Genomic DNA, 14,327 nt, shown 5'->3' on the forward strand with positions numbered 1-14,327 from the left:
GCTCATGGGCACCAGTAAATCTCTAACGTAGGTTGCAGAAACGCGCGCACCGGCATGGCGGCGACGTCGTCGGATGCCAGTGCGGCATTCAGGGTGGTCAGTTTCGACTGACCGGAAATCGACAGAATCTTGTGACGGGCCGAGGCCAGCAGCGCACGGCTCATGGTCAGACGCTGACGCGGCACGCTTGGCGCCAGCATCGGCCAGCAACGGCGTGTGCCATCAGCTTGCAGAGCTTCGGCAAGGTTCGGGCTGTCGGGGAACAGCGACGCGGTGTGGCCGTCATCGCCCATGCCCAGCACCAGCACGTCAATCGGCGGCAGTTCGGCGAGCAAGCGGTCGGCTTGCTCGGCTGCCTGCTCGACGTTCGCTGCAGCGCTATAAAGACTGAGGAACTGCGCTTTCGCCGCCGGGCCTTTGAGCAGGTATTGCTTGAGCAGGCCGGCATTGCTGTCGGCGTGTTCAACCGGCACCCAGCGCTCGTCGGCGAGGGTCACAACGACCTTCGACCAGTCCAGATCCTGCTTCGCCAGGTGCTGGAAAAACGCCACCGGGCTACGACCGCCAGACACCACCAGCACCGCGTTGCCGCGTGCCGCAATGGCGTCGCTCAATTGCTTGGCAACGTTCAGCGCCAGACCTTCGGCCAACAACACCGGGCTGTTGAATTCGTGGGCATTTACGCCCGCCGGCAGTTGCACATTAGATATCGCCATACCACGACCTCCCGTCCCGCGTGATCAATGCAATGGAGCTCATCGGCCCCCACGACCCGGCCGCATACGGCTTGGGCGCGTCACCGGATTTTTTCCACCCGGCGATCAGTTGGTCACACCATTTCCACGCGGCTTCGATTTCATCTTTACGGACAAACAGGTTCTGATTGCCGTTCATCACTTCCAGCAACAACCGCTCGTAGGCGTCGGGGATCCGCGCGCTACGCCAGGTGTCGGAGAAATTCAGTTGCAGCGGGCCGCTGCGCAGTTGCATGCCTTTATCCAGGCCCTGCTCTTTGGTCATCACGCGTAAGGAAATGCCTTCGTCCGGCTGCAGGCGGATGATCAGTTTGTTGCTGATCTGCAAGCGCTGTTCAGGGGCGAAGATGTAGTGCGACGGTTCCTTGAAATGGATGACGATCTGCGACAGCTTCTGCGGCATGCGCTTGCCGGTACGCAGGTAGAACGGCACGCCGGCCCAGCGCCAGTTGCGGATGTCGGCACGCAGGGCGACGAAGGTTTCGGTGTCGCTCTGGGTATTGGAATTCGGTTCTTCGAGGTAGCCAGGTACGGATTTGCCTTCGCTGTGGCCGGCGATGTACTGGCCGCGCACCACTTGCGTGGTCAGGCCTTCCGGGCTGATCGGTGCCAGCGCCTTGAGCACTTTTACTTTCTCGTCACGGATGCTGTCGGCGGACAGGTCAGCCGGCGGGTCCATGGCGATCAGGCAGAGCAACTGCAACAGGTGATTCTGGATCATGTCGCGCAGCTGGCCGGCCTTGTCGAAGTAACCCCAACGGCCTTCGATGCCGACCTTCTCGGCCACGGTGATTTCCACGTGGGAGATGTAATTCTGGTTCCACTGGGTTTCGAACAGGCTGTTGGCGAAACGCAGGGCGATCAGGTTCTGAACGGTCTCTTTGCCCAGGTAGTGGTCGATGCGGTAGGTGCGGTTCTCCGGGAAGAATTGCGCCACCGCGTCGTTGACCTTGCGCGACGACTCAAGGTCGGAGCCGATCGGTTTTTCCAGCACCACGCGGGTGTTTTCTGCCAGACCGACTTTCGCCAGGTTTTCGCAGATCGCGCCGTACACCGCTGCCGGCGTGGCGAAGTAGGCAATCATGCGTTGCGTGCTGCCGGCCAGTTCGGCCAGCGCCACATAATCTTCAGACTTGAGGAAGTCGACGTGCAGGTAGGTCAGGCGTGCGAGAAAACGCTCGGCGACGGCCTCGTCCAGCTCTTTGCCCACGTAGCGGCGCAGTTCGGCGGCGATGAACGCCATGTGCTGCTGCTGGGAACCTTCTTCACGGGCCAGCGCGATGATGCGCGTGTCCTCGTGCAACAAGTCGGCGCCATCGAGGTGATAAAGGGCAGGAAACAGCTTGCGCAGGGCCAGATCGCCAAGCGCGCCGAACAAGGCAAAGGTGCACGGTTCAACCGTAATCGAAGGCATGATGTTTGTTCTTTTATCAAGTTAAGCTACAAATACCTTTTTTCAAGGCATCACTCAAGGGAAAATGTAGTAATAACCACAACATTTTCGCAAAATACAGATTCCGAGTGGTGGTCGGTCGGAGCCATCAGTAGGATAGGCCACCGTTACGGGCGATATCAAAGGCCCAATTTGCATAGCCCGGCGCACCTTTGCGCAGGTGAATTAGGAATTCCATATGGACCGCGTGCGAAATTTACTGGAACAGATCCAGAGTCGCCTTGAAGACCTGAACAAGGCCGAACGCAAAGTCGCCGAGGTGATCCTGCTCAACCCGCAGCAGGCCACCCGCTTCAGCATCGCCGCCCTCGCCCAGGCAGCCTCGGTGAGCGAACCGACGGTCAACCGTTTCTGCCGTTCGTTCGGTGTCAGCGGCTACCCCGAACTCAAGCTGCAACTGGCGCAGAGCCTGGCCAGCGGCGCGGCGTATGTCAGCCGCGCGGTCGAGGCCGATGACAATCCCGAGGCGTACACACAGAAGATTTTCGGCAGCGCCATTGCCTCGCTGGACAGTGCTTGTCAGGCGCTGGACCCGAACCTGATCAGCCGCGCTGTCGACCTGTTGATTCAGGCGCGGCAGATCCACTTCTTCGGCCTCGGCGCTTCGGCACCGGTGGCGCTGGACGCGCAGCACAAGTTCTTTCGCTTCAACCTCGCGGTCACCGCGCATGCCGATGTGTTGATGCAGCGGATGATTGCGTCGGTGGCGCATACCGGTGAGTTGTTCGTGATCATTTCCTACACCGGGCGTACGCGTGAACTGGTGGAAGTGGCGCGCATTGCTCGTGAGAACGGTGCTTCGGTGCTGGGTTTGACGGCAGAGAATTCGCCGCTGGCCAAGGCGAGTACCTTGAGCCTGAACATTCCGTTGCCGGAAGACACCGACATTTATATGCCGATGACGTCGCGGATCATTCAGTTGACGGTGCTGGATGTGCTGGCGACGGGGATGACGTTGCGTCGCGGAGTGGATTTCCAGCCGCATCTGCGCAAGATCAAAGAGAGTTTGAATGCCAGCCGGTATCCGGTGGGTGACGAGTTCAACTAAGGCGCTAAAAGCGAAAGCCAACCCTCATCGGAACGCCGCCCGCCCAGCCCTCTCCCGGAGGGAGAGGGAGCCGACCGAGGTGTCTTGCGCTATACATCGACCTGAAACACTGAGTCGATTATGGATTCACCGACATTCGTTCAGGTCGGTGAATCTCTCGAATATCCCCCATTCGGTCCCCTCTCCCCCCGGGAGAGGGCTAGGGTGAGGGGCTACGATGTAACTGACACACTCAAGCCGCCGCCCACGCCTGCAAACTCAGATGCGCCTTCTCCCCCGGCGCCAGATGCAGACTGTCCGTCCCACCCGCCGCCGCTTCCACACAGACAAACTCGGAAATCTCATCCCACGTCACGCCCAACAGCGGCCGCGCCCCTGGATGCCAGACCACTGTGTCGGCGCTGTCACCGGTATCGATGCACAACTCGCGCTGCCAGGCATGATCTTTCAACTGCAACTCGCCGTCATGCTGGAACACCCGCTGACACCCGCCATCCACCCGCAACTCGCCTTCCTGCTGGCAAACCTGGCGATTCAACTGGTCATAACCCTGCGCCCCTTCGAGCCCAGACAGCGCTATCTCGCCAACATCGCCAATACGCCAGTAAGCGTGCAAAGCCTGGCTCAACTGGCACGGCATGTCGTCCTGATGCTCGGTGCTCAGGCGTAATTCCATACGTTCGCCAAGGTGGGCGTGCAGGTCGACCTGCCAGTCGCACAGCTGCAATTGCCAATGCAGGCGCACGCCATCGTCAGCGCTGCTGCTGTCGAGTAATTTCCAGTCGAGCAACCGTGCCCAACCATGGGACGGCCAGGCGTTTTCGCTCGGATGACGGCCATACCACGGCCAGCACACCGGCACGCCGCCACGGATTGCACCAACATGCGGCCACTTCGCCGCACACCACAACCACGGTTTTTGCCCACGCGGCTGAAAGTGCAGCAACTGCGCGCCTTGACGACTGAACACTGCCTGACACAGCGGGTGATCGATCACCAACACGTCGCGCATCTGATAGCGCTCCCAGGCGAACACCGGTTGTTCACGCAGGGATTTGAAGAAGCGTTGTAGCGGATGCTCATGCATTTGCCACGGTTCCGAATTCAACTGTCATGGGCTGCGCGAACCCTCAAAAAAAAGCGGACAGCCTTGGCTGTCCGCAAATATGCGCACATAGAGAGGAGCTTATCGCAGACGCGTTAGAACGTAGACTGAATTTTCAGGCCAGCGACCAAAGCGTTGTCCACTTCATCCACACCACCCGGGTGAGTGATGTACTGCAGGTTAGGGCGTACGGTCAGCCAGTTGGTGACGTGGAAGCCGTAGTTGATCTCGTAGTTGTATTCGGTTTCACGAATCGGCGAGAACACCGGGTTGTCGTAATCCGAAACACCGTTGGAAGCGTTCAGCAGCTCGGCGTTTTTCTTCACGTCGTCGTTGACGTGGATACGTGCCGCGCCGATACCGACGTCATCCTTCGGACGCGCGTCGAACGGGCCTTTGTAGACAAACATCACCGACTGGTAGTTGTCGATGAAGTTGGTGTCCTTGTCGTGGAACGTGGCGTTGGCCGCGATGTTCAGACCGCGAGTTGCATCACCGTTGTGGCTGGTGAGTTGCTGTTGCGCGACGAACCAGTAGCCGCTTTTGCTGTTGTGGGTTTTGTACGCGTCGCCAGTAGTCGCAGCGTCGAAACCGTTGACGTCTTCACGTACGTCGTCGGCATCCGCCGTGCTCTTGTAGTAACCGACGCGGTATTCGCCCGGCAGGCTGTTGACCTTCGGCGACCAGACCAGCTCGACTGGCAACACAGTACCTTTGGTGCCGCTGCCGCTGAGTTTGAAGCCGTTGCCGTGTTCCAGCTGCGACGGGTTCTGGTTATACGCACCGATCTGCGCGTAGAGCTCGTCGTTGATGTTGTACTTCACACGGATAGCGGCCTGGCTGACGGGCCAGTTGTACCAGATGTTGGTCGCCCAGTTACCCACTTGGGAACCGCAGAACGCCAGGTTCTGGAAGTCGCACGGGAAGGTGTTGAAGTCTTCGCCTTCACCGAAGTAACCGGCCTTGACGTCGAGTTTGTTGTCGAAGAACTGGTGCTGAATCCACAACTGGGTCAGACGCACCATGTGGCCACGGCCGTAGACTTCTTGCGAGGAGCTGAGGGTGCCGGCACGCGGATCGCCAACGCGGTCGTTGGAGATGTTGTAGCCATTACGGTTGGTCAGCTGGATCTTCGCCTGGGTGTTATCCCAGCCCCACAGCTTTTGCAGATCGAGAGCCACGCCCAGACCGAACTGATCGCTGTAGCGCCCAGTCTTGTCATCGTTGTAGCCGCCGTGCAGGTTGGCGCCCATTTCCCCAACGTAGTCGGCCTTGATGTCGATACCCTGCTCGATCAGCTTGGTCCGCTCGCCACCCCAGTCACCGGTCATCCATTTCGAGTCGGAGCTGAAGGCATCCGCCGCCATGGCGTTACCGGCCAGCACCAATGCCGCCGCAGCTGACACTTGGCAGATCAACCGGGCATTGACGTGTTTCTTTTTCATCCCTACATCCTCGTCTTTATTGTTATTAACTGTTTTTATCTAACGCGGTTTACATAAATTGCGATGGATTACAGGCATTCCACCGCGTGCTCCTTTTGGAATCCAATCCCTGTGGGAGCTGGCTTGCCAGCGATGGCATCGACTCTGTTCCACTGTGAACCGAGTTGCCTGCATCGCTGGCAAGCCAGCTCCCACATGACTGCATTCCAACCTTGATCTGTTTACCGGCCTTTGAATTGGGCGACGTTCGCAGACCGCGCATCGGTCTGTGGTTGACCGGCAGTGCCGAGGCGCTCGCCGGTGTTGGCATCGAACAACAACACTTTCGACGGATCGAATTGCAGCGTCAGGCTTTCGCCCACTTGCGGTGCCACGTCCGGCGCCAGACGGCAGCAGACTTTGGTTTCATTCAAATTGACGAACACCAAGGTGTCCGGACCGGTCGGCTCGGTGACCTGCACTTCGGCACGAATGCTTGGCAGACCATTGCCTTCGCCGTTCGACAGAACGATCTGCTCCGGGCGCAGACCGAGGATCACTTCGCGATCTTCAAGCCCGGCGTCCTGCATGCTCATCGGCAACTCGCAACGCGCCTGGCCGCTGTCGAGCAGCGCCAGCAGACGGCCGTCCTTGCGTTGCAGACGCAGCGGAATGAAGTTCATCGGCGGCGAACCGATGAAGCTCGCCACGAACAGGTTGGCCGGGTTGTTGTAGATGTCTTTCGGCGTACCGAATTGCTGAATGATGCCGTCCTTCATCACCGCCACTTTGTCGCCCAGGGTCATCGCTTCGATCTGGTCGTGGGTCACGTAGACCGTGGTGGTTTTCAGGCGCTGGTGCATCAGTTTCATTTCGGTGCGCATCTCGACGCGCAGCTTGGCGTCGAGGTTGGACAGCGGTTCGTCGAACAGATAGATCTTCGGTCGACGCGCCAGTGCACGGCCCATTGCCACACGCTGTTGCTGACCGCCGGAGAGCTGACCCGGCTTGCGATTGAGCAGGTGCTCGATCTGCAGCAACTTGGCCACGCGCGCGACTTCTTCGTCGATCGCCGCCTGAGGCATCTTGCGAATCTTCAGGCCGAACTCGATGTTCTCGCGCACGCTCATGGTCGGGTACAGCGCGTAGGACTGGAACACCATGGCGATGTCGCGATCCTTCGGGCTCATGCCGCTGACGTCCTGATCACCGATCATGATCGCGCCACCAGTGATGGTTTCCAGGCCGGCGATGCAGTTCATCAACGTCGATTTGCCGCAGCCGGACGGGCCAACAAGGATCAGGAACTCACCGTCCTTGATCGACAGTTCGATGTTCTTCAGGGTGTCCGGCAGGCCGGCACCGTAGGTCTTGTTTACGTTGCGAAGTTCGAGCGTTGCCATGATTACCCCTTGACTGCGCCGGCCGTCAGCCCGCGCACGAAATACTTGCCTGCGACCACATAGACCAGCAGGGTCGGCAGGCCGGCGATCATCGCCGCTGCCATATCAACGTTGTATTCCTTGGCCCCAGTGCTGGTGTTGACCAGGTTGTTCAGCGCCACCGTGATCGGTTGCGAATCACCGCTGGAGAACACCACACCGAACAGGAAGTCGTTCCAGATCTGAGTGAACTGCCAGATCAGGCAGACCATGATGATCGGCGTCGACATCGGCAGAATGATCCGCCGGAAAATCGTGAAAAAACCTGCGCCGTCGAGGCGTGCGGCTTTCACCAGCGCATCCGGAATGCTCACGTAGTAGTTACGGAAGAACAGCGTGGTGAACGCCAGACCGTAAACCACGTGGATAAACACCAGGCCGGTGGTGGTGCTCGCCAGACCCATTTTGCCGAGGGTGAACGAGGCCGGCAGCAGCACGGTCTGGAACGGCAGGAAGCAGCCGAACAACAGCAGACCGAAGAACAACTGCGAACCACGGAAACGCCAGAACGACAGCACATAACCGTTCAACGCACCGATGGCGGTGGAGATGATTACGGCCGGCACGGTGATCTTGATCGAGTTCCAGAAGTAACCGTCAACCGTGGCCCAGGCCTTGACCCAACCGATGCCGCTAACCACGGTCGGCCAACTCAGCAGGTTGCCGGTGCTGATGTCTTCCGGGGTCTTGAAGCTGGTGAGCAGCATGACCACCAGCGGCACCAGATACAGGAACACTGCGAAAATCAGCACCGCGTAGATCGCGACGCGACTCAGGCTGATAGCAGGTTTGGCAGCGAGACTAGTCATTGCGCTTGGTCCTCAGCTCGGAATACAGGTAAGGCACGATGATCGCGAGGATCGCACCGAGCATCAGAATCGCACTGGCCGAGCCCATGCCCATCTGGCCGCGACTGAAGGTGAAGGAATACATGAACATCGCTGGCAGATCGGAGGAATAGCCCGGACCACCGGCGGTCATCGCCGCGACCAGGTCGAAGCTCTTGATCGCAATATGCGCCAGGATCATCACCGCGCTGAAGAACACCGGACGCAGGCTTGGCAGCACCACTTTCCAATAGATCGTCGGCATGCTCGCGCCATCGATCTGTGCAGCACGGATGATCGATTGATCCACGCCACGCAGGCCGGCCAAAAACATCGCCATGATGAAGCCCGAGGCTTGCCAGACAGCGGCGATCACCAGGCAGTAAACCACGCGATCCGGGTCGATCAGCCAGTCGAGACGGAAGCCTTCCCAGCCCCAGTCACGCAATAATTTGTCCAGGCCCATGCCCGGGTTGAGCAGCCATTTCCACGCGGTACCGGTGACGATCATCGAGAGTGCCATCGGGTACAGGTAAATGGTGCGGATAAAACCTTCGCGACGGATGCGCTGGTCGAGGAACACCGCCAGCAACACGCCGATCACCAAAGTGATGCCGATGAACATGCCGCCGAACACTGCGAGGTTTTTGCTCGCGACCCACCAGCGGTCGTTGTCGAACAAACGCGCGTATTGCGCCAGACCGGCCCACTTGTAGTTGGGCAGGAACGTCGAGGTGGTGAACGACAGCACGAACGTCCACAGGATGTAGCCATAGAAGCCCACCAGCACGATGAACATGCTCGGCGCCAGCACCAGTTTGGGTAGCCAGCGCTGCAATGCATCGAACGGCGAGGCCTTGCTGAACACAGCAACAGAACTCATGGGGAAATCCATCAAAAAAAGAGAAGAGCAGCTGCAAGCCGCAAGCTGCAAGACCGATAGAGCTCAAGCTTGTAGCTTGCGGCTCGCAGCTTGCCGTTACGGCTTATTTGGACGACTTGATCGCTGCGCCAAGTTTCTTGGCGGTGTCGGCCGGGTCGGCTTTCGGGTCGTTGATGTAGTTGGTCACGACATCAAAGAACGCGCCTTGCACCGCCAGCGTGGTCGCCATGTTGTGCGCCATGCTTGGTTGCAGGCCGCCGGACTTGGCGTCCGCCAGGAAGTCCTTGGCAGCGGTTTGCGCGCAAGAGTCGAAGCCGAGCTTGTCCATGTTGTTCAACATGTCGTTGCGAACCGGGATCGAGCCTTTGTTGATGCTGAAGACTTTCTGGAAGTTTTCACCCAGCACGACTTTGGCGATGTCCTGCTGACCAGCCGCAGTGCCTGCGTCCTTCTGCTTGAACACGGCCAGCGAGTCGATGTTGTAGGTGAACGCCTTGTCGGTGCCCGGGAACGCTACGCACTCGTAGTCCTTGCCAGCGACTTTCTTGGCAGCGGTCCATTCGGACTTGGCCCAGTCACCCATGATCTGCATGCCGGCCTTGCCGTTGATGACTTTGGCCGCTTCCAGGTTCCAGTCCTGACCTTTGCCGTCGGCGTCCATGTAGGTCGCGACTTTTTTCAGCTCGGTCAGCGCCTTGACCATTTCCGGGCCGGTCAGCGCGGCGTTGTCCAGATCAACCAGGGCTTTCTTGTAACCGTCGACCCCCATGACCGAGAGCACCACGGCTTCGAACACGGTGCTGTCCTGCCAAGGCTGACCGCCGTGAGCCAGCGGGATGAAGCCCGCAGCCTTGAGCTTGTCGCCAGCGGCGTAGAATTCTTCGAGGGTGGTCGGGTTCTTGGTGATCCCGGCTTTCTTGAACACTTCCGGGTTGATCCACAACCAGTTCACGCGGTGAATGTTCACCGGTACGGCAACGTAATCACCGTCGTACTTCACGGTATCGGAGACTTTCTTGTCGAGCAGGCTGTCCCACTTTTCCGACTTGGCGACGTCTTTCAACACGTCGGTGTCGAGCAGACCGGTCGACGCCCATTCCTGGATGTCCGGGCCTTTGATCTGAGCAACGCCAGGTGGGTTGCCGGCAACGGCACGGCTTTTCAGCACGGTCATGGCAGTGGCACCGCCACCACCGGCGACAGCGCCATCTTTCCAGGTGAAACCGTCTTTTTCGACTTGCGCCTTGAGCACATCAACAGCGGCTTTTTCGCCACCGGAGGTCCACCAGTGCACGACTTCGACCGAACCTTTGGATTCGGCAGCGGAAACACTGAGAGGCAGAATTGCGAGCGGGAACAGGGAGGCGACAGAAATGACAGTAGCGAGGCGAGAAATCGCATTCATCTGAGATGTACCTTTCTTGTTGTTATGCATGCAAGTCTGGTGCTTGCGCTGCACAGGAGTTTAAACAGGACGTTTCCCTTCGCAGGTAACGAAGGGACGCGCGAATGTCACCACATGGTTACACAGGAATACGCTGGGACGGCTGTGCCAGCGCAGTCGCCATACTGGGTGACAAGGGTAGACGAGGGATCAGCACGGCTTGCCAGGCGTGATAAAGATCAGGTTTGCCCGGCCAGATATCGGCACTTGGGAGGTTTTGCGGGTTGAGTTCGTGGTGCCAGCTGCCGTCGCAACGGTCGATGAAATGTACCTCGCAGAATTCCCAGAACAGTCGGTACCACATCTCGTATTGCTCATCGCCGGTGCGTTTGAGCAACGCGCTGGCAGCGGCGCTGGCCTCGGCGTGCGTCCAGTGCAGGCGATGGCGCACCACAGCCTTGTTGTCCCAGTCGAGGGTGTAGACGATGCCGGGCAAACCATCGACGTTCCAGCCGTTGCGGCAGTTGTTCTCGAAAAGTTTCTGCGCGTCGGTCGCGAGCCAACCCGGCGTGAGCATGCCAGCCTGAACCCGCGCGGCTTCGAGGTGCAGCAACAGCCGCGCCCATTCGAAACCGTGGCCCGGTGTGGTGCCGTAAGGGCGGAAACCGTCAGCGGGATTGTCGTGGTTGTATTCACGCAGCGGCTGCCAGTCGCGGTCGAAATGCTCGATGACCATGTAACCGTTGCCGGCGGCGTGACCGTGGATCACCCGCTCGACGATGCGTTGCGCGCGAATCAGCCAGCGCGGATCTTCGGTGACATCAGCCAGCGCGAGGAACGCTTCGGTCGCGTGCATGTTGCTGTTGGCGCCGCGATAGGCTTCTTCTTCGCTCCAGTCGCGATTGAAGAATTCGCGCATGGCGCCCTCTTCTTCGCTCCAGAAGTAGGTGTCGATGATGTCGATCGCATCATCCAGCAGCGCCTGGGCGCCGGGACGTTGTGCGACCACCGCAGAGCTGGCGGCGAGTGCGACAAAGGCATGCAGATAGGCGTTCTTGCCGGTGTTGTCGTCGCGGTGTTCGGCGACGGCAAACCAGCCACCGTGCAGGGCGTCACGCAACGGCCCGCGCAGGGCGGCAATGCCATGATCGACCAATTCGGCAAAACCCGGCAAACCCTGAATGTGGGCCATGGCGAAGCTGTGGGTCATGCGCGCGGTGTTCATGGTTTCGGCTTGTGCGTTCGCTGGCAGACGGCCGCGTTCGTCGAGGTTGCCGAAGCCTTGCGGGAGTTTTGCTGCCTTGGCGAAATCCAGCAGGCGTAGGCCTTCGGCGGCGAGCCATTGCTGGTGGGCAGGGGCGTTCAGCCAACTGCTGAAGCCGGGTTGGAAGAGATCCATGGGTGGCCTTTTTTGTTGTTATGACTGCGGGGAGTCTAAACAACGGGCCGGGGTGGGCTTGTAACGAAGGGGGCGGGGTTTGTCACCAGTCCGTGACAAAGAGCGGCCCCTCACCCCAGCCCTCTCCCAGAGGTAGAGGGGGCCGATAGCAGGATGCTGAAGAGTTGCGCCGACCTGAAAGTGCTGTACCGAATCCATAATCGACTCAATGCATCAGGTCGGCGGATAGCCAAATACGCCTCGGTCAGTCCCCTCTCCCCCCGGGAGAGGGCTAGGGTGAGGGAAAGCTTTTGATTCAATCCACCGAACGCGGCAATTGCAGGGTCACCCGCAACCCACCCTCACGCAGATTCTGCAACGTCACCTCCCCACCATGGCTGTGGGCAATATTGCGCGCGATGCCCAACCCAAGCCCATAGCCCTGCTGCTGCCCCGCCAATCTGAAGTGCGGCTCAAACACCTGCTCCAGCCGCTGCTCCGGCACACCCGGCCCCTCATCATCAACGTGCAAGACAAACGCGCTGTCATCGTCATCGATGTGCAGATGTGCGTTCTGCCCATACTTCAACGCATTGTCGATCAGATTGCCGATGCAGCGTTTCAACGCCAGCGGCTTACCCGGATAGGCCGCCAGCGCGCGACCATGCTGCGTCACGCGACCGTTGCCATTCGGCGCCAGATAAGGCTCGACGAGACAGTCGAGCACATGATTGAGATCCACCGGTTCGATGTTCTCGTGGATGTCGGTGTCTTTCACGCATTGCAGCGCGCCTTTGACCAGCAGCTCCAGTTCATCCAGATCGCGGCCGAATTTGGCCTGCAGCTTCTCGTCTTCAAGCAATTCGACGCGCAAACGCAATCGGGTGATCGGCGTGCGCAAATCATGGGAGATTGCGCTGAACAACTGGCTGCGTTCAGTCAGGTAACGGCTGATGCGCTCGCGCATGGTGTTGAACGCACGCCCCACTTCGACCACTTCGCTGCCACCGCCCTCGGCCACCGGCTCGACGTCAGCGCCCAGCGACAGATCCCGCGCAGAACGTGCCAGACGTTTGAGCGGCCGGCTTTGCCAGTGCACCAGCACGCCGATGAACAGCAGCAGGAATCCGCTGGTGAGGACGATGAACCACACCTGTTGCGAGGGTAGTCCCTGTTCTTCAAGACTGGTGTACGGCTCGGGCAACAATGAGGCGATGTACAGCCATTCGCCCGGGGCCATTTGAATCTGCGTGACCAGCACGGGCGGATTCACCGGCTCCAGGGTCAGCGCGTAATGCGCCCACGAGCGCGGCAGCTCATCGAGTTTCAGCCCGGCGTTGAAGATCCGCAGGTCTTCGGGGCTGACAAAGGTCACCGAGATATCGGTGTCATGGCCCAACGTCTGCCGCAGCACTTCGTCGACCGCTTTCATCACCGCCGCTTTACGCGGCGTGACCGGCAGCACGTCCATACCCAATGGTTTGTCGTTCAGGGTCACCACGAAGCGGGTACCACCCATACTGCGCAATTGATCGAGCACCAACGGCCGATAAGCCACCGGCAACGAGCGGAAGTAACTGACGCTGGCAGTCATCGAATGGGCGAGGCTGCGGGCGCTGGTGACCAGACCTTCGAGCTGGGTTGCGCGCAGTTGCGAGACCCAGATCACGCTCGACAGCGTCTGTGCGAACAACACCGCCAACAGCGTCAGCAGCAACATGCGCCCGAGCAACGAGCGCGGAACCGGGACCTTGGCGGCGAGTTTACGCAGCGAATCAGTGACCATTGCTGGCAACCACATTGGCTGCCAGTTGGTAGCCACTGCCGCGTACGGTGCGGATCAGTCGTGGCGGTTTTTCCGTGTCGCGCAGACGCTGACGCAAACGGCTGACGGCCATGTCGACGATGCGATCGAGCGGCATCAGGTCGCGGCCCCGGGTGGCGTTACCGATGGTGTCGCGGTCGAGGATTTCCTGCGGATGATCGAGGAACAGTTTCAGCAGGGCGAAGTCGGCACCGGAGAGAATCACTTCCTCGCCGTCGGTGTGAAACAACCGATGGCTGACCATGTCCAGCCGCCACTCGTCGAAGGCCAGCACGTCACTGCCGCTGCGCTCCTGACCGAATTGCGCACGCCGCAGCAGGGCTTTGATGCGCGCTTGCAGTTCGCGTGGGCTGAAGGGTTTGCCGAGGTAGTCGTCGGCGCCGAGTTCGAGACCGATCACGCGGTCGGCTTCGTCGGAACTGGCGGTGAGCATGATGATCGGCACCTGCGCCTGACGCGGATGCTGACGCACCCAACGGCACAGGCTGAAGCCGTCTTCGTCGGGCAGCATGACATCGAGGATCACCAGATCGCTCGGCGCCTCGTTGAGGGCCTGACGGAAACTGGCACCGTCGGCGGTGGCCCGTACCTGAAACCCGGCGCGGGTCAGGTAGGTTTCCAGCAACTCGCGTATTTCCTGGTCGTCATCGACCAACAATATCGACTTGTTGACTGAGCTCACTTCGAAGGCATCCTTGTTGTTGGAATTGGGGCGGATTATGCCTTAAGCACTGATTTTACAAACACCACAAAACAACTGTAGGAGTGAGCCTGCTCGCGATAACGGTTTGTCAGTCAACGAA

Annotated in this window: 12 protein-coding genes; 1 reads left to right on the forward strand and 11 read right to left on the reverse strand. The window is 59.6% G+C overall.

Features of this window, described 5'->3' with window-relative positions; translation table 11 throughout:
- Positions 1–2: 2 nt before the first annotated feature.
- Positions 3–716: a 6-phosphogluconolactonase gene (gene pgl / locus U6037_RS22185; protein ID WP_322844544.1), complete on the reverse strand. Its 714-nt coding sequence runs from the start codon at positions 714–716 to the stop codon at positions 3–5.
- Positions 703–2,169, reverse strand: a complete 1,467-nt coding sequence (gene zwf / locus U6037_RS22190) for a glucose-6-phosphate dehydrogenase (RefSeq protein ID WP_077574250.1) — start codon at positions 2,167–2,169, stop codon at positions 703–705. Before zwf ends, pgl begins: the two co-directional genes overlap by 14 nt.
- 226 nt (positions 2,170–2,395) lie before the next feature.
- Here zwf and U6037_RS22195 point away from each other — a divergent pair, with 226 nt between their 5' ends.
- Positions 2,396–3,256, forward strand: coding sequence for a MurR/RpiR family transcriptional regulator (locus U6037_RS22195; protein WP_171057240.1), 861 nt, complete (start codon positions 2,396–2,398; stop codon positions 3,254–3,256).
- A gap of 232 nt (positions 3,257–3,488) precedes the next feature.
- Here U6037_RS22195 and U6037_RS22200 read toward each other — a convergent pair whose 3' ends face one another.
- The 9 genes from U6037_RS22200 to U6037_RS22240 all read right to left on the reverse strand — a co-directional run bounded on the left by U6037_RS22200 (position 3,489) and on the right by U6037_RS22240 (position 14,206).
- Positions 3,489–4,343 carry a D-hexose-6-phosphate mutarotase gene (locus tag U6037_RS22200; RefSeq protein WP_175553397.1) on the reverse strand — a complete coding sequence of 285 codons (855 nt, stop codon included), beginning with the start codon at positions 4,341–4,343 and terminating at the stop codon, positions 3,489–3,491.
- Between the two features lie 113 nt (positions 4,344–4,456).
- On the reverse strand, positions 4,457–5,806 hold the full coding sequence (locus tag U6037_RS22205) for a carbohydrate porin (protein WP_322844545.1): 1,350 nt from the start codon (positions 5,804–5,806) through the stop codon (positions 4,457–4,459).
- Between the two features lie 221 nt (positions 5,807–6,027).
- Positions 6,028–7,188, reverse strand: coding sequence for a sn-glycerol-3-phosphate ABC transporter ATP-binding protein UgpC (locus tag U6037_RS22210; protein ID WP_322844546.1), 1,161 nt, complete (start codon positions 7,186–7,188; stop codon positions 6,028–6,030).
- A gap of 2 nt (positions 7,189–7,190) precedes the next feature.
- Positions 7,191–8,036 (reverse strand): carbohydrate ABC transporter permease, encoded by an 846-nt coding sequence (locus U6037_RS22215; RefSeq protein ID WP_322844547.1) that lies wholly within the window; start codon positions 8,034–8,036, stop codon positions 7,191–7,193.
- Positions 8,029–8,937 (reverse strand): carbohydrate ABC transporter permease, encoded by a 909-nt coding sequence (locus U6037_RS22220; protein WP_007917874.1) that lies wholly within the window; start codon positions 8,935–8,937, stop codon positions 8,029–8,031. The genes U6037_RS22215 and U6037_RS22220 overlap by 8 nt, the downstream gene beginning before the upstream one ends.
- Before the next feature lie 103 nt (positions 8,938–9,040).
- Positions 9,041–10,342: an ABC transporter substrate-binding protein gene (locus U6037_RS22225; RefSeq protein ID WP_016983700.1), complete on the reverse strand. Its 1,302-nt coding sequence runs from the start codon at positions 10,340–10,342 to the stop codon at positions 9,041–9,043.
- A 118-nt stretch (positions 10,343–10,460) separates the two neighbouring features.
- Positions 10,461–11,720, reverse strand: a complete 1,260-nt coding sequence (locus tag U6037_RS22230; RefSeq protein WP_322844548.1) for an AGE family epimerase/isomerase — start codon at positions 11,718–11,720, stop codon at positions 10,461–10,463.
- Between the two features lie 295 nt (positions 11,721–12,015).
- Entirely contained in the window at positions 12,016–13,485 is a 1,470-nt protein-coding gene (locus tag U6037_RS22235) for an ATP-binding protein (protein ID WP_322844549.1), read from the reverse strand.
- Entirely contained in the window at positions 13,475–14,206 is a 732-nt protein-coding gene (locus tag U6037_RS22240; protein ID WP_102900192.1) for a response regulator, read from the reverse strand. The genes U6037_RS22235 and U6037_RS22240 overlap by 11 nt, the downstream gene beginning before the upstream one ends.
- Positions 14,207–14,327: the final 121 nt, after the last annotated feature.

Source organism: Pseudomonas sp. B33.4 (genome assembly GCF_034555375.1).
Lineage (GTDB): Bacteria > Pseudomonadota > Gammaproteobacteria > Pseudomonadales > Pseudomonadaceae > Aquipseudomonas.